The sequence below is a fragment of the Desulfamplus magnetovallimortis genome (genome assembly GCF_900170035.1).
Taxonomy (GTDB): Bacteria; Desulfobacterota; Desulfobacteria; order Desulfobacterales; family Desulfobacteraceae; genus Desulfamplus; species Desulfamplus magnetovallimortis.
Genome location: NZ_LT828545.1, coordinates 125,831 through 148,165, shown reverse-complemented (window position 1 = coordinate 148,165; position 22,335 = coordinate 125,831). Strand labels below are relative to the sequence as shown.

The 22,335-nt window shown below is 41.0% G+C and carries 11 protein-coding genes; 5 read left to right on the top strand and 6 right to left on the bottom strand.

Annotated features, from left to right (window positions below; translation table 11 throughout):
* Positions 1 to 103: 103 nt before the first annotated feature.
* Positions 104 to 1,813 (bottom strand): HAMP domain-containing methyl-accepting chemotaxis protein, encoded by a 1,710-nt coding sequence (locus tag MTBBW1_RS12320; RefSeq protein WP_080804051.1) that lies wholly within the window; start codon positions 1,811 to 1,813, stop codon positions 104 to 106.
* A gap of 276 nt (positions 1,814 to 2,089) precedes the next feature.
* On the opposite strand from MTBBW1_RS12320, the gene MTBBW1_RS29535 reads away from it, so the two are divergent.
* Positions 2,090 to 2,635, top strand: a complete 546-nt coding sequence (locus tag MTBBW1_RS29535; RefSeq protein WP_245809363.1) for a DUF2914 domain-containing protein — start codon at positions 2,090 to 2,092, stop codon at positions 2,633 to 2,635.
* Between the two features lie 430 nt (positions 2,636 to 3,065).
* Positions 3,066 to 4,526, top strand: a complete 1,461-nt coding sequence (locus MTBBW1_RS12310) for a diadenylate cyclase (RefSeq protein WP_080804050.1) — start codon at positions 3,066 to 3,068, stop codon at positions 4,524 to 4,526.
* 132 nt (positions 4,527 to 4,658) lie between these two features.
* Here MTBBW1_RS12310 and MTBBW1_RS12305 read toward each other — a convergent pair whose 3' ends face one another.
* The 3 genes from MTBBW1_RS12305 to MTBBW1_RS12295 all read right to left on the bottom strand — a co-directional run bounded on the left by MTBBW1_RS12305 (position 4,659) and on the right by MTBBW1_RS12295 (position 9,730).
* Positions 4,659 to 5,801 carry an ATP-binding protein gene (locus tag MTBBW1_RS12305; RefSeq protein ID WP_080804048.1) on the bottom strand — a complete coding sequence of 381 codons (1,143 nt, stop codon included), beginning with the start codon at positions 5,799 to 5,801 and terminating at the stop codon, positions 4,659 to 4,661.
* Between the two features lie 311 nt (positions 5,802 to 6,112).
* On the bottom strand, positions 6,113 to 7,702 hold the full coding sequence (locus tag MTBBW1_RS12300; protein WP_080804046.1) for an ASKHA domain-containing protein: 1,590 nt from the start codon (positions 7,700 to 7,702) through the stop codon (positions 6,113 to 6,115).
* 54 nt (positions 7,703 to 7,756) lie between these two features.
* Complete coding sequence (locus MTBBW1_RS12295) at positions 7,757 to 9,730, bottom strand: ASKHA domain-containing protein (RefSeq protein WP_245809362.1); 1,974 nt, start codon at positions 9,728 to 9,730, stop codon at positions 7,757 to 7,759.
* A gap of 773 nt (positions 9,731 to 10,503) precedes the next feature.
* Here MTBBW1_RS12295 and MTBBW1_RS12285 point away from each other — a divergent pair.
* Complete coding sequence (locus MTBBW1_RS12285; protein ID WP_080804041.1) at positions 10,504 to 12,714, top strand: PDC sensor domain-containing protein; 2,211 nt, start codon at positions 10,504 to 10,506, stop codon at positions 12,712 to 12,714.
* Between the two features lie 76 nt (positions 12,715 to 12,790).
* Positions 12,791 to 15,106 (top strand): response regulator, encoded by a 2,316-nt coding sequence (locus MTBBW1_RS12280; RefSeq protein ID WP_080804038.1) that lies wholly within the window; start codon positions 12,791 to 12,793, stop codon positions 15,104 to 15,106.
* Between the two features lie 28 nt (positions 15,107 to 15,134).
* On the opposite strand, the gene MTBBW1_RS12275 is transcribed toward MTBBW1_RS12280, so the two are convergent.
* Positions 15,135 to 17,135: a histidine kinase dimerization/phosphoacceptor domain -containing protein gene (locus tag MTBBW1_RS12275; protein WP_080804036.1), complete on the bottom strand. Its 2,001-nt coding sequence runs from the start codon at positions 17,133 to 17,135 to the stop codon at positions 15,135 to 15,137.
* 97 nt (positions 17,136 to 17,232) lie between these two features.
* Positions 17,233 to 17,424 (bottom strand): hypothetical protein, encoded by a 192-nt coding sequence (locus MTBBW1_RS12270; RefSeq protein ID WP_080804034.1) that lies wholly within the window; start codon positions 17,422 to 17,424, stop codon positions 17,233 to 17,235.
* A 222-nt stretch (positions 17,425 to 17,646) separates the two neighbouring features.
* Here MTBBW1_RS12270 and MTBBW1_RS12265 point away from each other — a divergent pair, with 222 nt between their 5' ends.
* On the top strand, positions 17,647 to 22,332 hold the full coding sequence (locus MTBBW1_RS12265) for a DEAD/DEAH box helicase (RefSeq protein ID WP_245809361.1): 4,686 nt from the start codon (positions 17,647 to 17,649) through the stop codon (positions 22,330 to 22,332).
* The last annotated feature ends 3 nt before the right edge of the window (positions 22,333 to 22,335 follow it).

The window sequence follows — 22,335 nt, the reverse complement described above, 5'->3', positions numbered from 1 at the left end:
CAATCCGTGATTCAGATAATTAAAGAAAAGTGTAAACTACTTTTAAGCTGATATGAAGGATGCCGAGAATCCGACCATTTTTAGGATAACAAACGCCAATAACTTACACTTTAAACCTTGCAAGCATCTCCTTTATCTCTTCTGCAATTTTTGCAAGTTCACCTGAACTTTTGAGAACCTGATTACTACCACGGGTCATATCCTGTGATGCCTGACTCACTGTACCGATATCCCTTGCTATCTCCCCTGATACCATCGAAGTCTGGCTTACATTGCTATTCACCTCTTCTATGCCTGCCGATGCCTGGGAAAGATTTCCAGTGATCTCCTGTGTGGTTACTGTCTGTTCTTCCACAGCACTTGCAATTGTGGTGACAATTTCATTTACATTGCTGATAACAGAAATAATTTTTACAATCTCAGAGACAGTTGCCTTTGTACTCTCCTGAATTCCATGAATACGATCATTGATCTCCTGTGTTGCGTCTGCTGTCTGCCTTGCAAGGGCTTTTATCTCACTTGCCACAACAGCAAATCCCTTACCGGCCTCTCCGGCACGGGCAGCCTCAATGGTGGCATTAAGGGCAAGAAGATTTGTCTGCTCTGATATTTCAGCAATTGTCTCTGTAACCTTGCCCACATCCACTGCTGCCTGACCAAGCTCATCAACCTTTCTTGATATTGACTGTGCCTGTTCAACAGCTTCACCTGTTACGGTGCTGCCTTCGGCAGTTCTGGATGCAATCTCGGAAATGGTGGAGGACATCTGTTCAACTGCTGCAACAATCATCTGTACATTGGTTGCTGTCTGTTCTGATGCTGCGGCAACACTTTCCATGTTGGAACTCATCTCCTCTGATGCAGCAGCCACCGAAACTGCCCTTTCAGAGCTTTGCTTTGAACTGGATGCCATCTGGCTGGATATTGAACTTAACTCAGATGAAGAGCTATATAAAATCTCCATACCTGCAACAATATCCTGAAACATTTTCCGCAGATTACCTGACATTGCATTCATTGAGGCCACCATCTGCCCTACCTCATCTTTCTGCTCCAAATCAATCTGCCTTGTAAGATCTCCTTTTGCCATACTGTCAGCAAAACTTGTTGCCAGAGCAACAGGTTTTGTAATGGCTCTTGCAAACAAAACTCCCAGTCCCACTGAAAAGACAAAGGCAACCAAAGTAAGAACAAAAAGCACCTTTATTTTATATTCAACAGATGTATATGCAATATCCTCTGCTGCTTCTATTTTGCTTCTCGCCATATCTTCAATCTGGCCAATCATCAATATAAGCTCTTCGCCTTTACTGTCAGCCTTGCTATCAAGCTGCTGAAGGATTTCTTCAGAATACTCCTTGCCGGTAAACTTTACCTTTACCATGTCATATATATTCTTTATGGATGTTAAAAAATCCTTCTCGTGACTCTGCAATGCGCGGGATACAACTTCCCTCAGTTCTGGATCATCCGAAGCATAAATTGTGCCCTCTTCTGTTTCAGCACCATTTAATATGGCATCTGCAAAAATCTTGAAATTATCAGCAAATTCAATGTGTTTATTCCAGACTTCTTTAAACTCATCCTGGGATTCAGGGGAGAGTATCTCCATTATCATTTGCATATCCCTTGCCACAGCAATCTTCATCTCCATTGCAGCATCAATGAGTGGAGCTGTCTCTACAATTTTTTGAAGATTGTTTTTCATATCATATAAGCCATAAATACCGATACCTGCAACAAAGAGAGTCAAAAATGAAACCACAAGAAAACCACCTGTCAGCTTCTTGAAGATATTAATATTTTTCAGCACTGTAAGTCCTTTCTTTTATGAGTTATTATAGACGAGAAAAACTACTGCCTGTAAATTTATTGAAAGCCTGCAAGATTTTCCTTGAAAAAAGTTGTCACCAATATAGAATCAAAACATTGAATATTATTAACCTCTTTCAGACAATTTAACAAACTTAAAATACAAATTCAAGTTTTCTTCAGGAACAACATGCAACTGAAATATCTAAAAAATCATGGCTGTCAGCAACCTCCAATTTTCCTAACTACCCATTCCAAACGGCTTTTAGGAATGAGCATGAAAAAAGATGTTCAATTAGAATTCTCAAGAATACGGCCTACAATTGCTGGATGTTTTGAAATGGGCAAATTGTTTAAGACTCATTCCTTAAATAGCTTATTGATAAAAAGAGATTATATCTTATATGCTACCATATTCCTGTTGATTTTATTATTTTTCTCCGCGACATCAAATCTTTATGCGGAAGAAGAAACTAACGGTAAAAATGCCACAGACATAAAACTTAAACTCACCAAAGCTGTAATGTGTGAATATATAAAGGACTTTGAACCAGCCAATACTGCGGTGGTCTTTCCCATCTCGTTTGGCAAAATTCACTGCTACACAGCTTTTGAAGAGATTTCAGAAAATACATTTATATATCACAAATGGTTTCATAAAGATCGCTTTGTTGCCACAAATAGATTTCACATCAAATCACCTCAATGGTCAACATTCAGCACCATGCAACTTAGAGTGGCTGACAAAGGACCATGGCGGGTTGAGATCACTGATGACAATGATAAAATACTAAAAACCCTCAGATTCAGCGTTTCAGATTGAAAATCTGCGAACTTGTCACCCACAAAACAACATATGGGAACTCTAAAGAATTGATTTTTAATAACCAACATGGCGGTTCACCGTCACAATCGAAGTGTTGAAAGTCTTTATAAAAACAGATATTTGCGGGGACTTTTATATAACGTACCTGGCTGATGATAGCCACAATCGAAAAGATGAAAGTCGTTTTAAAAACAGCCAATTACTGAGACTTTCATATAAACTTGCCCATTCACCTCACCCTCCAAACCCCTCTCACAGACTGGAGAGTGGGAGTTTGGGTAAGTTAATTAAACCACATTACTAAGTAACAAATTTGAAATAACTTGACAATTTACTTCATCCCCCCAGCCAATCTCACACACTTGAGAGTGGAAATCAGGGTAATTTATTCTGGACTCATTCCTAAAGTTACAACTCACGAGCTATTATGGATAATATTTTAAATTTTCTCAGTACCATGCGATGGCAGGACTTTATTGATATATTTCTTAACACTTATATTATTTTCAGGCTCTATGTACTTCTGAAAGGTTCACGGCTCATTCGAATTGTTCCTGCAGCAGCCCTGTTGTGGATTATGAGGACCATGGCCCTCTACATGGGGCTTGTGGTCACAACATGGGCAATACAGGGAATAATTGCAGCCGCTGCCATCATATTGATCATTGTGTTCAGAGATGATATTGCATCGATCTTCCAGTCAAAAAATCCACTCTCGTTTTTCTGGGGCTTTCCATCAAGAAAGACTTCTACACCCATTGAAATTATTGCACGTTCAACATTTGAACTTGCAGCGAAAAGAATTGGCGCTCTTATGGTTTTCCCTGGAAAACAGCACATTGATGAATATATCCAGAAAGGTATAGAGTGGGGCGGGAAAATCACAGAACAGATGCTAATGACTATTTTCTGGGACAAAAATCCTGTACATGACGGAGCCATAATCATTAAAGGCAACAAAGTGACCGAAGTTTCTGTTATTCTTCCTCTGTCAAAAAAAGAGGATATGCCGTCCAAATACGGCACACGCCACAGGGCAGCAGCAGGCATGTGCGAGGTTTCAGATGCCCTTGTGATTGCTGTTTCAGAGGAGAGAGGCCATGTCACAGTTGCCAGTAAATCCGGACTTGAAGATGTCAAAAGTATAGAGGCATTACAAGAAATCCTTACAAATCACACAGGAGAGATAAAAAAACGCGGAATTGAATACTGGAAGGAGATTATTGAATTTGGTATTGCAGGAATTGTTTGTCTATCCATGATCACCGGCCTATGGTTTGGTCTTTCAAGGGGCAAAGAGACTTTAAAAACCATCAATGTTCCTGTTGAGTACACTGACATTAAACAGGGATTTGACATAATAAAAGCATCAACCAGCACCGTGGAGCTTCATCTCAGTGGCTCCATGCCTCTTCTCAAATCATTGAAGCCTGAAAACATAAAGGTGCTTTTAAAACTTGGCGGGGCAACTGTTGGCTCAAATACTTTCAAGATATCCAATGATAGCATTGTTCTACCCCCTGGGGTTAACCTTAAAAAAGCAGAGCCAGGAGAGGTCGAGCTTGTAATGGGAGGAGTTGCCTACAGAAAGGTTCCTGTACAGATTGACTGGTCAGGCAAACTTGCTGAGAATATTATAATTGAAAGTGCAGTACCAGACCCTGCATTTATAGATGTAACAGGTGTAAGTCCTGGTATAGAAAATCTGACAACGCTTTATACAGAAAAGGTTCCCCTTGAATCCATAACAGAACCTGCAAGTTCAACACTTCAGACAGGAATAGTCGTTTTTCCGTCATCGATTAAAATACCTGAAAAGGCAAAGACATTGACCATAAAATATACTGCTGTACAAAGAACTGAAGGTGAAATGGATGCATCACGATAGAAGCAATGGTATCTACGATGACTGATATGACACAACGTAATAAGGAACGGTTGCAGACGCTGTCACTATGGCTGATACGACATAACACTATAAGGTAAAATTTCAGGTGACAAGCATCATTTTTCCAGCAGATCATATTTGCCGAGAACTGATCATCTCAACATAAGCACAAATGCCGATCTCCATGCTCCTGCCCTGAAGTGCATACTCAGCCCTTGGAGGTGCATAGCTTAAATAATTACGTTGAACAAGTCGATTTAGCTCGTCAATCATATCGTCAGGCTGCCAGATCTCCTGTTCAACAAGGGCAACAATATCATCAGGAGTAAAGACCCTTTTATGCTCAAGAACCTTTGCAATCTCCTTTAACAATGCCCTTTTTTTCGGAATAATTGTGGCATATTCTGCAAACATGGAGCGACAGGCAATTCTTTTGACCTCAAGAATATCATGAAAATCCTTATCAGATACCCTGGCATTTTCCACCTTCATGAGAAGATGACCTAAAAAATTGGATATCTCCCAGCAAGAACCTCCAAAAAAATCCCACATTACCTGCTTCTGGAAATCTGTAAGCACAAACTCATCAATTTTACTGTATTTTTCAAGGTTAGCCAGCCACTCCATTACATCGTCAAAACCAAGGTAATCCACCTCAAGAAACTCGCTTGTCTTTTTAAGGCGACTGTCATTGTAGATACGATCAATAAAATAACCGTCAGAACTTGCAATTATGACATGACAAAGATGAGACTCCTTTGTCATGGCCACAAAAAAATTGAACATCTCCTTTAAAAGTTCACGATCTCCGTTGAAATATATCTCGTCAAGGGCTTGAAGCTCATCAATGATAATGATCGGACGTTTAGCTTTTTTAACCTGTTTTTGTAGTTCCCTTGCCATTACAATAAAGGGATCTATATCCTTTAATTCCAATCCTTTTATGGTTTCAACACTGAGCTTGAAAACCTTCAGATCGTACTGCCGCTGCTCCTTAACCTGTTCACTGGTTTTAAGCTCAAAGAATGCTCTCAGAAAACTCTCATAGTTAATCAGTAATAATCTACGCAGATTAAAATGTTTTATATCATACTTTATGTTATTGAGATTCTGTTCAATAAATTTGTAAAGAAGGGTGGTTTTGCCACTGGATTTTGGACCATATAGAAAAAGAATATTTTTGGGTTTCTCCACTATCCATGACTGAAGAAAATCCATCTCGTAACTACGGCCTAAAAAAGCTGGTTCATTGGTGAATGGTTTTAATGTATCCATAGTTTGCCACCATCTAAGGGAGGGATAGGAATCCTTTTCATAATCAGAGCTATATCAGACAATTTATCATGATGTCAACAACCAAGGCACCCTTGCCATACCCGTCCAGACACAAGATGTTTTTCGGATAACGTACATGGCTGATGACCGCCACAATCGAAGAGATGAAAGTCGTCTTAAAAACAGCCACTTACTGAGACTTTCATATAACGGCCATGGCAGCTCCATCTGCCACAACTAAGCATGAAATTCCTATAGATCCTTAAAAGACGGGGACTTTCTTATAAAAAATCTACAAATATTGACCTGGATTAACATTTTGAAATAACAGAAGGAAAACGGCTTATATCAGTATGGGGATAGAACTTGGAGCCACTGAAAATATTCATGAACTCCTGATTTACATTTAGCTCAATGTAGGTTATTCCGTGCCTAATTTTTTCTATCTCATCAAATGCATTAGGGTCCATAAGAAGCCGTGAAGCACCTTCAAGGGATGAGTTGCCCAAAACTTCAAATCTATCAAGGGGTATATCAGGCAACATTCCAATTGATATGGCTGACACCGGCTTAATAAAGGAGCCAAATGTTCCTGCAACATAAAATTTTGCAAGCTCCGAAAATTCAAGCCCCGCTGTCTTCTCAACAATAACCTGAAGGATTGAATACATTGCGGCCTTTGAGCTTGTAAGAGAGTTCATGTCAATCTGTGTGAGAAGAATATCTTTGCCTGTGCCGGACTCAGAAGCTTTCACAAGACAAAATGCCCCTCTGTTTTCTCCCTCTCCACCAACTTCAATGTATCTGCTGCCACATACAGAAGGGACAAACTTGCCACGGATATCAACCATTCCGGAAAGGAAAAGCTGGGCTGCAAGATCAATCATACCGGAGCCGCATATACCTATGGGAGACTTTTCATCAATGGTGTGAATATCCACCTTACCTGTTTCACGATCAATTTTTACCGTATCAATGACCCCAGGCTTTGCGGTCATTCCCATATCGCTCACGCCTCCCTCAAGAGCAGGGCCTGCAGCTCCGGCACATGCAATTAACCAATCCCTGTTGCCAACAACAACCTCGGCATTTGTTCCAACATCCACCATTATGCATGGGTTCTCCTTTTTGTTAAGCCCCGCAAAAAGGATTCCTGATATCAGATCACCTCCAAAATAGGAACCAATATTGGGAAACATGTAAACCATGCCTCGGGGATTTATTCCGATGCCAAGCTCTGAAGCAGTAACAGGCTCAGGTGCATTAACAGCCGGGATATATGGTTCCCTTATTAAAAAGGACGACTCTATTCCCAGAAAAAGATGAGTCATGGCACTGTTGCCGGCCACTGTCAAAAGTACAACCTGCTTTGGCTCTACCCCCTGTTTCCGACATAAAATATTGATATTATTACTCAATCCTTCAATGACAAGATCCTGAAGTTCAGACCTTCCTTTCTCTGTTCCTGCATGGTGTATCCTTGCAAGAACATCCGGGGCAACTTTAACCTGGGGATTGTCAAAGGCTGTCTCATGGCATGATGCGGAGCTTATGTTTGTTGAAATTTCAAGATTGACAAGACGAAGAACAATTCGTGTGGTTCCAAGGTCAACAGCAAGTCCAAAGAGAGGCTTATCAGGGTCAGGCTCAAGAAGATCAACAACAAACCAACCCCTGGAATCCCTGAAAAGAACCACTTTTATGCGATTTCCCCACTTCCTTAACTTAGAAGGCAAATTAACTGCAAGACCTGTGGGAACAAAAATGTTATCAACACCTTTTAATTCTTTTAACAGGGGTGCCTTAAGACGCTCAACATCTGCGATATTGTTACCAAGAACCGGAACAGGCACTTCAATATATTTGACATAAGATTGAGAATTATTGATTTTTCCTGACATTCATACGCTCCTGGCATCTAAACAGGTAAGTATTTCAATATGTATTCGAGAATATTATCCACTCTTTCTTGCATTCATACGCTCCTGGAGTTTTGGAAAATAGTTCATCTCGGTATGGGGCAGAAAAAGAGCGCTCACATAGTGATCCATGTATGATGGAGTTTCGGACAATTCAAAATTGGTCATCATCTTAACCACCTCACCCACATTGCGCCTTAAAAGATTTGTAAATGAGCTCATCTTGGCTCCAAGGAGCGAACCATTACCAAGATAAATCACCTTTTCAGGGGGAGTCTCAGGCAAAAGTCCTATGGTCATGGCCTTTGCCAGATCCACATAACTTCCAAAACCTCCTGCCAGAATTATCTGTTCAATATCGGTGATACTTAAACCCACCTCCTCAAGAAGGGTCATGGCTCCGCTGTACATGGCACCCTTTGCCCGTATAAGGTTATCAATATCAGGTTCGGTAATTGTGATATCCCTGTCTATCTGGGTTGCATCTTTCCATACAAGGACATACTCCCAGATACCTTCCTTTTCCCTGATCCTGTCGGTTTTAAGGTCTTGATTAAACTTGCCCCTGTTATTTATAAGACCGTTTTCAAAAAGCACCGCAACAATGGTTATAAGCCCTGACCCGCATATACCCTTTGGTCTGACACTTCCCTTTGTCACAATCATTGGTTCATAGGTTACAGGATCAATTGAGAAATCTTCAATGGCACCTTTGGCAGCTCTCATGCCAAATGTAATACCACCCCCCTCAAAAGCAGGTCCTGCTGAACAGGCTGTACAGGCCATCCAGTCCTTGTTACCAATGACAATTTCTGCATTTGTACCAATATCCATAAAAAGGGTAAGTTTTTCTGTCTGGTACATACCGCTTCCCATTACACCTGCGACAATATCTCCTCCAACATAGCTTGAAACCCCGGGATACAAAAGAGCAATTGCATGATGCCCCAGATTAATGCCAATCTCTGATGCACTAAAAGGTGGATATAAAATTGATGCTGGTACATATGGAGCACGACGGATATAGCCAGGATTTATGGCAAGCAGAAGCTGTGTCATTGTTGAGTTGCCGGCCAGGGTAATTGTTGTAATCTCTTCCTTTTTGATGTTTGCCCTTTTGATAATCTTTTCCAGCACCTTGTTGATTGTCTCCACAACCTTTTTTTGAAGGGTGAGAAGCCCCCCCTCTTTTTCGGCAAACATTATCCTTGAGATAACATCCTCTCCATAACTTATCTGGCCATTAAAATCACCGTACTGTGATAAAATCTCACCGCTGTTCAAATCAAGCACTTCACCATATATTGTTGTGGTTCCGATATCCATGGCAACGGCAAAATTACGGTCAGTTGTATCTCCAGGCTCAAGGTTGACAATCTGGTTTTTACCATCTTCCCTGACCGGACGCACAATGGTTGCAGTAACCTTAAAATCATCCTTTCTTAGGATATCCGGAATTTCACGGATGACATTCAAATCCACAACAAGTCGATGTTCATCATGGGTAATCTTCAAAAAGTTGAGCAGACGTGTAACATCGGCAAGGTTATCCTGGGTGGTTGGAACCGGCAGTTCAAGATATTTTTTCTCCACCGGTGGTATCAGCATTCCCTGCTCTTTCAGTGTATCAAGCCTGACCTGTTTTATCTTTGCTGTATGGCGGGGTGATGCTGCAATATTGAGAACTGAAGAGTCCACATTGGACTCCACAGGAACTCTCACAACAACATCAGATCTTATCTTGGAAAGGCAGGCCAGATAATATCCCTTTTCCCTATCTTCGTTTGAGAGCTTGTCCGTCCCCCCCTCAAGCTCTCCTTTTTCCAGAATAATCCTGCATTTACCACACACACCCTCGCCACCGCAGGATGCATTGATATGAACTCCTGCCTCCATGGCTGCACGGATAAGATTTTCACCTGCATTAACCTCAATTGTTTTGTTGTGAGGCTGAAAAATAACACTGTATTTCTGGTCGGTCATACCAGAAATATCGCTATGGTCAGACATACCTGTACACTCTCCCTTTTGCGATTACCGTGAAAATAACTATCATTTTTATATTTGGGGGTGATTGATACGTAATCAATCATGCCCGTTTACTTTATCAAAACTAAAAATAAGGACTCGAGCACGTTACCCTTAAAAAGATAAATTCCAAAACATCAAATATACTTCATCAGCCAGTTTACACTTTTCCATAAAATTTTGGCATCCTTCATATCAGATTACTCAAAATCGACACCTTATTGCTTTTTGAGCAGTTATTGAATTTGTCTGAATCAGGATAACCTGGATGAAAAGGATGTTCAGGATAAATAATCCTGCCTTATCTTGTTAATCTTGGACATCCTGATTCAGACAATGTTGACAAGGCTCAAAAGATCATAGGTGTCGGCTTTGAGTATCAGTAAAGTACTTTACACTTCTTGTCTGGAGTAGATACGCAATGCATTGCCTCTCTACCGTTGGGTTATTTTGCCATTGGAAAAGTGTAAACAGGCAAATAAACCATGCCAAATTTACGAGGAATTACCCGCAGCTCATAATAAAGGTCATATACTTTTTTGGCAAGGAAGTTTCCATAGATATTCCAAATCTTGAATATTTCAAAAACACACCATTTTTATGTCAATATGTCCAGTTTTATCGCTTCATTAAAAATGAATAATGACTTGAAACAAACCTTTCCAAATGCTATTAATTCTAACCTGATCAACTACCTGTCTGCAACCAATAAAAATACCCTCAACACTTTTTTGACATCTTTTATGGTGAACTAAATGCAAAAAAGCAAACTCAACAAACTGATACTGAATCACTATTCAAAGAGCGCTCTTATCCCCATCTTGATAATAGAAATAATGCTGCTCTTCATCTATTTTGCGGTTAACTCTTATACAAACCACAAAACCAGGCAAAGCCTTGAACAGGAGGTACAGACGGTAATGCCCCATCTTGTAAGGCAGCAGGCAAGCCAGATAAGCGATAATTTTGAAAATATTGCAGCAGAGACAAACTATTTTGCAACTGAACATGCACTGCTTCTTGCCCACCCTGAACTATATTTTGTCCCGGGAGAGCAACCCCGATTTGAAACCGCACCCAACAATACTCTATATCAGACAAATCTTACTGAAGGAAGCAGCCTCTTTTATACCAGAGCAGATAACCTTACCCCACAACAGATTGAAAAAGCCATAAAAACTGCTGCCTTAAACCCTCTTTACATACACATGGTCAAAGATATCCCCAATGTTGCAGCAGCATATTTAAACACTCCAGATGACATGAACAGGCTCTATCCATTTATTGACAAGGTTTATGAACAGTACCCGTCTGATCTCAACATGGAGGACTACAACTTTTACTATCTTGCCGACAGGGAGCACAATCCTGACAGAAAACCTGTATGGACAGGCGTTTATCTTGATCCAGCAGGTAATGGCTGGATGCTTTCGTGTGTGGCACCTGTCTATGTCAATGAATCCCTTGAAGGTGTTGTGGGGCTTGATGTGACCACAAGTGATATAATAACAAACGTTCTTAAGCTGGATCTTCCCTGGGAGGCATCTGCATTTGTCACTGATGACAAGGGAATGATCCTTGCCATGCAACCTCGGGTTGAGGAGCTTCTGGGATTGAAGGAACTCAAATCCCATGTTTACAGCTCTGCAATATCAAAGGAGCAGCAGAAACCTGAAGATTTCAACCTCTTTAAAAGTAAGGATAACGCAATATCTGAAACCTTCAGAGAAATTTTCTCTTCCCAAGAAAACATCCATGCTGTAACCATAGGTTCCATGCCGGTTTTTCTTATTCAATCCAGGATTGCAGAGACAGGATGGCGCCTTTTTATCCAGGTTGACCAGGAGACAGTTTACAGTTCTGCCAAAAAAAATGCCGATATTGCAAGATATATCGGTTACGGCGTTGTGGCTGTTATGGTTATCTTCTACCTTGTCTTCTTTTTTATACTCAGAAAAAATGCCGGTATTATGGCAAATACCATTGCAAAACCCATTATAAACCTTGCTGATGCCACATCACACATAGGCCATGAGATGGAAAAAGAGTCCAGCCCAACGGCTCTTACCCACAGCGGTATCTCTGAAATTGATCTTCTCACCGACAATTTCAATGCAATGACAATGGAGCTTGAAGACAGAAACCGAAAACTTGTTGAACATCAGGTAAAAATCAAAATGCAGGAAAAAGAGGCTGAACTTGCCTATGCCCAGGGGATGTTTGAAGCTGCCAGCGGATATCTGCACAATGTTGGAAATTCGGTTACAGCACTGAACTCCACGTTGATGGATCTTGATGAAATAGTTAAAAGCACTGAGCAGTATCCAAAAGTTTTCAAACGGCTGCGTGAAGAATCTGACCCTGCCATTCTGGATCGATTTGAAAATGTTCTGGTGGAAAAGACTGTTCCAAAACTCTCTGAAGGCATTCAAAAAATCTTCCGGATCAGGGAGACAATTCAGCAGACAATCTCCCATCAGCAGCAATCCTTTAAAGATTCAAGACAGGCGCCAATATCTGTCCGCTTCAACATCTCTGAACTGCTTGAAGAGATGGTGTTGGAATTTAAAGAAAAATATCCTGACATTAAATTTGAAACCCAAATTGCACATAATGTCTTTATCAAAACCCACAAAATTCAGATGTTGAACGGCCTTAACAATATTATCAAAAATGCTGTGGAGGCCATAAACGACTCCGGCAATGTAAATGTAAATCTTACTGAACTGAATGGCCAGGTGTCAATTTCTGTCATGGATGACGGCTGCGGCATTGCACCTGAAAACATTTCAAATGTTCTAAATGCAGGTTTTACAACAAAAGCCAATGGAAACGGTTTTGGACTTCACTCATTTTCAATATTTCTCTCTGCAAACAAAAACCGCTTAAAGATAAAAAGCGATGGAATTAACCTTGGTACAACAGTGAGTATTGAAATTGAGGGAACTACAGACCATTCAGGATAAAACCATTGGTTAAAACTAAAGATTTTTCAGGCAATGCAGGAAACACCATTTACTGAGATTGAGGAAAGTAGAGATAATGCAGGATAATACCATTTTAGTTGTTGATGACGACCCAGGAATTCTGGAATATTACAAAAAAATATTCTCGCCACCTTCCGGCAATGATTTTGATATTCTGGGGACATCAACACAATCCACAGATAACACTTTTACATGTATCACCTTCAGTGATGCACAGCCAATGCTTGATGACTATGCTTTGGCATGCAGGCATCACAATAAAGCTCCTGTATGCATCCTTGACATGCGCATGCCAGGCATGAACGGCCTTGAGGCTGCCACACGTCTCAGGGAAATTGACCCTGATATCGGAATAGTAATCTGTACAGCATACTCTGATGCAGATGTGGAAGAGATGGAAAAACAGGTGGAAAATGGCCTATACCTGGTCAGGAAACCATTTGTGGTATCGGAATTTTTACTTCTTGTGCGCACCATTATCAAGGCATGGCGCTCAACCATGGATCTTAAGCAAAAACAAAAGGAGCTTGAGAGCGCCCTTAACTATGCCAACCGCATGACCATTGAAGCTGAAAAGGCAAACAGGGCAAAAAGTGATTTTCTGGCCAATATGAGTCACGAAATCCGTACACCCATGAATGGCATAATAGGTATGACAGAGCTTCTTCTGGAGACCAATCTCAACGAAACCCAGCGCCATTATGCAGACACTGTTCGCTCAAGCAGCAACGCCCTTCTTCTGCTTCTCAACGATATCCTTGATTTCTCCAAAATTGAAGCAGGAAAACTTGAACTGGAACTACTTGATTTTAATCTAAAATCCCTTTTGGAATCATTTACATCAGCAATGACAGTTCCGGCAGAAAACAAGGGGCTTAAGCTGTTTTGCAAAATATCGCCTGAAGTTCCTGCCCTGCTTAACGGAGACCCGGCAAGAATAAGACAGATTCTAACCAACCTTACAGGCAATGCCATAAAATTTACACCATCGGGCAAGGTCACCATTCTGGTAACAGCTTTCAATGAAAAAAATAAAGAGATCATTCTGCATTTTTCAATCAAGGACACAGGCATAGGAATACCACAAGATAAAATGGGGCTTTTGTTCAAAAAATTCAGTCAGGTAGATACATCAACCACACGAAAATTTGGAGGAAGCGGCTTAGGTCTTGCCATATCCCGACAACTTGCTGAAATTATGGGTGGCAAAATTGGAGTGAAAAGCGAAGAAGGAAAAGGTTCTGAGTTCTGGTTCACAATTGCACTTAAAAAGTTAGATGATGCGTCACAGTTAGGTGATGCTTCACAGTTAAGTGATGCTTCACAGTTAGATGATGAATCACGGTTAGTTAATGCGTCACAATTGCCAGCCGACACAAACAGATCCAAAACAACATGGGGGTCACAACAACCTGTTCATTATAAGAATGGTTCTCTTTATGATAAGAATGGTTCTCCTCATGGTCAACATGGCCAAGATTCCAGAAAAAAGAGCAAATTATCTTCTGGCATGCTCTATTTCAGCCAGGAGTTCAACATTCTGCTGGCTGAAGACAATATTATCAACCAGGAGGTTGCTCTGGGAATACTTGGCAAAATCGGACTTAAAGCCGATGTTGTATCCAACGGCAATGAGGTGCTAAAGGCACTTCCAAAAAAGCCATATGCCCTTATACTCATGGATTTACAAATGCCGGTGTTAGATGGCATGGAAACCACACGCCAAATAAGAAATTCCTCTTCTGATTCTACTATACCCCAAAATATTCCAATAATTGCAATGACTGCCCATGCAATGACAGGGGATCGGGAAAAATGCATTGATGCCGGCATGAACGGCTATATTGCAAAGCCCATTGACAAAACAGCACTAATAAACGAGCTTAAAAAATGGCTTCCTGAAGGTGACCCCAAAGAGTCTCTTCATGACTCTGAATCAACAAGCTCCTACTCTCCAAAGGCATACCCCAAAAAAGGGATTCATGAACCCTCAGATACTTCCCGGGAGCATATTTATAAAGGACTATCTGACACATCTTCTGTTTTTGACCTTAATGCTCTTAATAATCGTATGATGCATGACAAGGAAATTGCTGCCATTATTCTGAATCTATTTATTAATAAAATGCCTGAAAGCATTAAAGATATAAAAGAGATAATAAAAAAAGGAGATTATGACCAAATGGCTTTCCAGGCACACAAAATAAAGGGTTCTGCTGGCAATGTTGCCGCCGTTGCCATTCAACAAACTGCCCATGACATTGAGATTGCAGCCTGCATGGGTGATTCTGCAAAACTGAACTCCCTGATCTCCCAACTTGAGACAGACTTCAGTCAATTGAAGCAACTTATCAAAACACTACCGTTTTAGTTACAATAGCAGTAAAAATATCTATATTTCAGTGAAAAACAATATTTCTGTTCCAGGAGATTATCCAGCAGATTCCTTGTGTCTCAACCAGTTCAAGGGTTCCTCTCAGTTCCCTTTCAACAAGCTCCCTGACAAGGCGCAGTCCCAATGTCCGGCTCTCCTTCCAGTTGAACCCTTTTGGGAATCCCTTGCCGTTGTCTGCAACTGAAAACTGTAAATAGTTATCCCGCTCCTTGACTTCAATCCTTACAAACCTTGAATGCTGAACATCGTGAATCTTAACGTTTTCAGGAAAGGCATGTTTTAAACTGTTTGTCAAAAGTTCGGTGGCAATCAATCCACAGTTGATACTCTGTTTCAAAGGCAAAACCACAGATTCGGCATCAACATGAACAGTCAGCTCCATTATATCGGAAAACATATGCATGATATAACCGCTAAGCTTCTCAAAGTAGAGCTGAAGAGATATCTCGGCAAAGTTATCTGACTGATAGAGTGTCTCATGCACAAGAGCCATGGAGTGTATTCTGCTTTCAGCCTCTTCAAAGGCAACCATGGTGGAGTGATTTTCCAGCTTTGACGCCTGAAGTTTCAAGAGACTTGAAATCACCTGCATGTTGTTTTTCACACGATGGTGAAGTTCCCGTAAAAGTGTCTCTTTTTCCGCCAGCGCCTGCTCAATCAAACATTCCTTCTGTTTCATTTCAGTAATATCAACCAGAAAGCCAACAGTGCAGCCATCCTCTGTCCGGCATTCCGAAATCTTTATCCAGCGATCATTTTCAGATTTTATCTGAAGACTTCCTGCCCCCTCATGATGTCTTTTGATTCGCCATTGTATCCACTCTTCCTCTTTTCCAAGGGCATCTTTATAGTAACCATTGCGGACACCATAGCGGATAATATCCTCAAATTTCTTACCTGTCATAATCATCTCCGTGAAAGGAGAATGAAGCTCTTTGTATTGTGAATTGAAAAGAACAAGGCGATCTTCAGAATCATAGAGTGCAAAGCCTTCGTCCATGGCATCAATTGCCACCCTTAAACGGTTTTCACTTACTTTTCGGGCTTTTTCACTTTCAAGACGCCTTGTGATGTCCCTTGAAATACCAAAAATAGCCTTTTTACGATTCCATTGACCAAGGGCAACTGCTGTTTCAACCGGAATATGCTCTCCATTTTTTTTCAAAAGCGGAATAGGACAGTATCTCAATCTGCCTGCAAGCATTTCAGTGATGATTTCCTGTGCTTCAAGGCGTCTTTCAGGCGGATGAAGCTCTAAAACACTCATGCGTAAAAGCTCTTTTTCCGTATAACAAAGCCTCTCCGGAACAACCGGATTAAACTCAACAATCATGCCTTGCTCATCCAGTACAAAAAGAAAATCATCAAGGTTATCAAAAAGTGTTTTAAAGTTTTGCTGGTTTATTTTCAGATCATTGATGGATTGAATTCTTGCAAGTGCTCCAGCCATCTGGGATGCAATGCTCTCCAGTGCATAACAGATGTATTCCTCAAAATAATCAAGAGAACCGGAGGCTACATTCAGGCATCCCGTGATTTTTCCTTCATGGAGCATGGGAATCATGCCAAGGGCATGTATCCCAAAGGAGAGTTTCTGATTAATTTCCTTCCGTGGAAGTTTCAGGTCATTCAACACCTTCTCATATGTAGAAAAAACTGACTGTTTTTTATAAAGCAGAGCTGCCTGGGGAGAATCAAACTCATAACATGATGCAAGCTTCAAAAATTCAGGGTCAATATCAGAATGGGCGTGAAGCTTGAAACTCCCGTCTGAAGAGTCGTTGAGATAAATTCCGGCAAAATCAACACCATCTATCCGTAACACTGAATCAATACATATTTTCAGCGCTTTATGAAAATCTGAAGTTGAAGAGAGGGCAATTCCAAGGTCACGCTGAATGATCAGCAGCTCTTTTTCGTTTTCCTTATTGTTAAAATTCATATCGCTTTGTGCCTGATTGTGTATTGACGTTACAGTTACAAGGTAAACGGTCATGGCTGCCATCCAGCCACCCCTGAATATGGAAAATTATATCCATTTCCACGGTAAACGGTCATGATGGTGTATCAATCCCCCCCAACCATAAAAGTGATAGTCATTTTCACGGTAAATATATGAGCATATATCTAAATTGAAGCAGATCCCATGTGTCGTTATCGTCAATATATCCATAATGGGGATCAGAAAAATAAAGTTTATATTCGTAGTTGGTCATTTCAAAATCGTATTTAACTGTATATTCCTGGGAGAGTGCTTTTTTGTAGGTCTTGTATTTTGTTTCCATTGGTGGCATTGTTATTCCTTATTGTTTTTATATGAAAGTCTCCGTAACAGCCTGTTTTGAAAATGACTTTCATCCCTTCGATTGTGGCGGTAATCCGCCATGTACGTTTATAAGAAAGTCCCCGTCTTTTAAGGCTCTAAAGGACTTTCATGCTTCGTTGTTTGTGGCAGATGGGTCTGCCATGACAGTTTATAATATATAGGGATTACAATGAATCGAAAAGAGAAAAATATGAATGAAATGATGGAACAATACTATTTACTTTCTGATCTTAACAAAACGATACTCAGGATACTTGCAGTGGAAGTATCCCACATGCGTCTTAACAAGCTGCTATCCTGTATGGAGATTTTACACATAAAAAATGAAGAGGGCCGCATATTTACAATGGCTACCATTCGGCCAATATTAAAGTCTCTTGAAGATGATCAATTACTCATTAAAACATCCACGGGCATTACCTGTTCTGAAATGATATGGAAAGATTTAATCCATGAACTTGTAATGGGTAAGCGTTTTAAAGAGATAGCTGTTGCAGTTGTCAAAGTGAACCCCATAAGCTACTCCACACATGTAGCCTTTCATTTTAAATCAATGAAGGAAGTTATCAAAACGATACTTTTGAGTGTTCATGGACAAGAAGCCTTTGATCTTGATCTTGACAAGATTTACAAAGCAGCCAGATATCATTTACCCATGGCATTTGATGAAGAAAACCTCTTTATTCAGTTGTTCTATTATCCTTTCAGGCCGGAGCTGTTTGATGGCATGGCTCCGGGTGTAAGATGGAAGCTGCTTGGATATCTTCTTGGGGAAGCTGCTAAGAGTTTTTATCCGGTTAAACCTCTAATTGATTATTATCTGTCATATTTATTCAACCTCGAAGATGGAGGCAACAAAAATAAAGCAAAAGATAAAAAAAAGGATAAAGTAAAGAATAATGTAAAGAATAATGTAAAGAATAATGTAAAGGATAAAGACAAAGTAGATTCAAACTCTAAGGTCTCTCATCCCTCTGACAGTTGCGACAGAGTTTCTGGTTCCATGGATATCAGGGAAATAATAGATATTGACAGTGATGACTGGCTGGAGGTTCAATGCCGAATTACAAAGTATCTGCTCTTTTGCGGTGATCTGAAAAACCACGCCAAATTATTTAAAATTTTTAAGGATTTTATTTCCACCCTGCCCTCCAGTAGAAAATCAAAATCTCCCATTGATGTTACCCCTCAATATACTGCACAAATTGCATGGTCTGAACTTCTTAAAGGAGACACAGATTCTGCGTTAAAACTTTTCAGAGAATCATTAGATGCTCTTAAAAAACGCAGTAAAAAAGGGAAAATTTTCTTTGAAGGATATGAAGGAGTTTTTTTCCTTTTCGCACTTTTTAAAAGCGGGGAAATATCAAATTATGAGGAAGCACGGTCATATATTGATATTATGATAAAAAATGATGACCAATATAAATTCTATAAAATCGCCGAGGCCATGGATCCTCTGTTTTTAGATCGTATGGGGCTCCCCTCTTTTTTTGATGATCATGAAGTTAATTATTTTTTTGAGGATTTGCCTGCAATAATTCAGTTTTTTTATCTTTTGACCATGGGCTGTTATGATAAAAAAATGCTGAAAAACAATATTTCAGAGCTGCAAAATATCCGAAAAAAAGCCGGTGAATGTGGTTTTTTATGGATTGAGGCAGAAGCATCAAATGTTTTGGCAGATGTAGGAAAGGATGTTAAAAAAAACAGGGCTCATGCAGGGAAACTGCATAAAAGCTGCAAAACTACTCCCCTTACGGATATCTCAAATGCCCCTCCAAAATGGGAAAAACTTCTAAATTCCCTTATCCAGGTTGTGGAAGGCACTCAAGCAGCTTCTTCCAATAAAGAGATCGATGCTATCCATAAAATCCATAAACAGAGAATGATATGGCTTCTAAGCTATAATGAAAAATACTCAATTGCCCATATAACCCCGAAACTCCAGACATTATCCAAATCAGGCCAATGGACAAAGGGACGTCCCGTTGCACTGAAAAATCTGTATAAAAATTATCAAAAAATGGCTGGATTGACAGATCAGGATAAAAGGGTGTGCAGAACAATTACAGAATATTCTTATACCAGTGGGTATTACAGGTATCAAAATATAGATTACAGTATTGATGATGATAACGCATTGACTGAGCTTGTGGGACACCCCCTGATTTTTCTTGAAGATCAACTTCAAAGCCCTGTGGAGCTTGTCAAGGGTGAGCCTGAGATAAACCTTTGCCATGAAAGTGAGGAGCTGAGGCTCACCATGACGCCGGTTCCCAATGATGAGGATGATCTTGTAAAAGTGGTCAAAGAGACACCTTCCCGATTTAAAGTGGTTCATTTTTTACCTGACCATTATAAGATTGCCAAGCTGATTGGCAAAAAAGGAGCCAGCTTTCCACAAAAAGCCAGGGATTTGGCAGCAAAAACCATGGCATCCTTATCTTCCCTGATAAACGTAAACTCGGATATCCAGATCACAGCCAGGGAGGGCGGAGCACCATTGGAAGAAATTGAAGCTGATCCAAGGCCCAATATCCATATCATGCCCTGGCAGGAAGGCATTAAAATTCAGTTTCTGGTTCGCCCATTTACAGTGGCAGGTTCCCATTTCAAGCCTGGCCGGGGCGGTTCCAACGTATTTGCCAACATCAGGGGGAAAAAGGTGCAGGCTACACGGGATCTTGATCTGGAGCTAAGGGAGATGCAGTGGGTTATAAATGCTTGCCCAACCCTTAAAAACCTTGAGCCTTTGGATGATGAGTGGCTTGTGGGAGATCCCGAGGATGCTTTGGAGCTTTTGTTTGAACTTAAATCTTGTGAAAATGAAGAGATGGATGAAAAAACAAATTGTTCGGGTATCAAGAATAAAATCAAGCACTTAAAGGATAACAAAACACAATCTGACAGAACAGGGGGCAATAAAGAAAAGGGCGAGAAAGAAAAGGGTGAGAAAGAAAAGGATGAGAAAAAAGAGAATGATAACGAAAAGGAGCACTCTCCTGAAAAGCGTATAATCCTTGCCTGGCCCCAGGGGGAAAAGATCAAGGTAAAAAGGGAAGTCTCATTTAATGATATAAATATGGGGATAAAAAAGGAGAGGGATTGGTTCAAGGCCACAGGAACTCTTACCATAGATGATGAAACTTCCCTTGATTTCAAACAGTTGATATCCCTGCTTGAAGGGCCTTCAACCATAGGCCGCTTTGTAGCCCTTGATGATGGTACCTTTTTTGCCGTGACAAGATCCCTGATGGATCGCCTTGAGGAGCTGAAGGCATACTCCACGGTTTCAGGCAAGGGAGTTAAGTTTACTCCCCTTGCTGCCCCTGCAATTGGGGAACTCACCGATCAGATCGAGCAGATTAAAACAGATAAAGCGTGGAAAGATCACTGCCAAAGACTCAAGGAGGTGGTGAAAACCAGTGTGCCAGGTACTTTGCGTGCCACTTTAAGGGATTATCAGGTGGAAGGCTTTCATTGGCTGGCACAGCTTTCCCATTGGGGAATGGGGGCATGCCTCGCTGATGATATGGGGCTTGGCAAAACATTGCAGGCCCTGGCCGCTATTTTGCTCAATGGGGCTAAGGGGCCTTCCCTTGTGGTTGCACCGCTCTCTGTTATATCCAACTGGCAGGATGAGTGTACAAGATTTGCACCGACCCTCAATCCCCTTTTGTTTGGCCCTGGTGACAGGAAGGCTTTTCTGGAAGGATTGCAACCCTTTGATCTTGTTATATCAAGTTATGGGCTGCTCCAGGTGGAGGGGGAAAACCTTGCAGGTGTTCATTGGCAGACAGTGGTTTTGGATGAAGCCCAGGCAATAAAAAACAGAAATACCAAACGATCCAGGGCAGCCATGGATCTGAAAGGGGATTTCCGCATTATTACCACGGGAACACCTGTGGAGAACCATTTGGAGGAGCTATGGACTCTTTTTAATTTTCTCAATCCCGGACTTCTTGGGGGAATCCAGCGTTTCAGGGAAAATTTCGCCATACCTGTTGAAAGGGATAGTGACAAGGGTGCTTCCCGTCGTTTAAGGAAACTGATACGCCCATTTATACTGCGCCGTCTGAAATCAGATGTTTTAAGAGAGCTTCCGGAAAAGACAGAGATAACCCTTAAAATTGAGATGAGCCAAGATGAGGCAATCCTTTATGAAGCCCAACGTATTAAAGCCCTTGAAAATATTGAGAATGCAGCAGATGATCCTGCTGGTAAACGCTTCCGGATTTTGGCGGAATTGACACGCCTGCGGCAGCTCTGCTGCAACCCCGAACTTGTTCTGGCAGGCTCTGGTATTGAGAGCTCAAAACTCAGGGTTTTCGGGGATGTGGTGGATGAACTGCTGGAAAACAATCATAAGGTGCTGGTATTCAGTCAGTTTGTGGGGCACCTTACCCTTATTCGTAAATATCTGGATGGAAAAGGTATTAATTATCAATACCTGGATGGTGGGACATCCAAAAAAGATCGTGAAAAGCGTATCAAGGCATTCCAGAGCGGAGAAGGAGATCTGTTTCTGATAAGTCTCAAGGCTGGTGGAACAGGTCTTAACCTCACTGCTGCTGATTATGTCATACACATGGATCCATGGTGGAACCCTGCGGTTGAGGATCAAGCATCGGATCGTGCCCACCGCATTGGACAAACCCGGCCTGTCACGGTGTATCGTCTTGTGGTTAAGGATTCCATAGAGGAAAAAATTGTAAAACTTCACCATGAAAAGCGGGAACTTGCAGAAAATCTGCTTGAGGGCAGTGAGGCGGCAGGCAAAATTTCGGCATCGGAGCTACTCTCACTTTTGAAATCCTCAACAGATATAATGAATAACGTACATGGCGGATTACCGCCACAATCGAAGGGATGAAAG

What these genes read in the sequence shown, in the direction of transcription:
- MTBBW1_RS29535 (WP_245809363.1), top strand. Translation starts at nt 2,090, where the DNA reads ATGAAAAAAGATGTTCAATTAGAATTCTCAAGAATACGGCCTACAATT.
- MTBBW1_RS12310 (WP_080804050.1), top strand. Translation starts at nt 3,066, where the DNA reads ATGGATAATATTTTAAATTTTCTCAGTACCATGCGATGGCAGGACTTT.
- MTBBW1_RS12305 (WP_080804048.1), bottom strand. Translation starts at nt 5,801, where the DNA reads ATGGATACATTAAAACCATTCACCAATGAACCAGCTTTTTTAGGCCGT.
- MTBBW1_RS12300 (WP_080804046.1), bottom strand. Translation starts at nt 7,702, where the DNA reads ATGTCAGGAAAAATCAATAATTCTCAATCTTATGTCAAATATATTGAA.
- MTBBW1_RS12295 (WP_245809362.1), bottom strand. Translation starts at nt 9,730, where the DNA reads ATGTCTGACCATAGCGATATTTCTGGTATGACCGACCAGAAATACAGT.
- MTBBW1_RS12285 (WP_080804041.1), top strand. Translation starts at nt 10,504, where the DNA reads ATGCAAAAAAGCAAACTCAACAAACTGATACTGAATCACTATTCAAAG.
- MTBBW1_RS12280 (WP_080804038.1), top strand. Translation starts at nt 12,791, where the DNA reads ATGCAGGATAATACCATTTTAGTTGTTGATGACGACCCAGGAATTCTG.
- MTBBW1_RS12275 (WP_080804036.1), bottom strand. Translation starts at nt 17,135, where the DNA reads ATGGCAGCCATGACCGTTTACCTTGTAACTGTAACGTCAATACACAAT.
- MTBBW1_RS12270 (WP_080804034.1), bottom strand. Translation starts at nt 17,424, where the DNA reads ATGCCACCAATGGAAACAAAATACAAGACCTACAAAAAAGCACTCTCC.
- MTBBW1_RS12265 (WP_245809361.1), top strand. Translation starts at nt 17,647, where the DNA reads ATGAATGAAATGATGGAACAATACTATTTACTTTCTGATCTTAACAAA.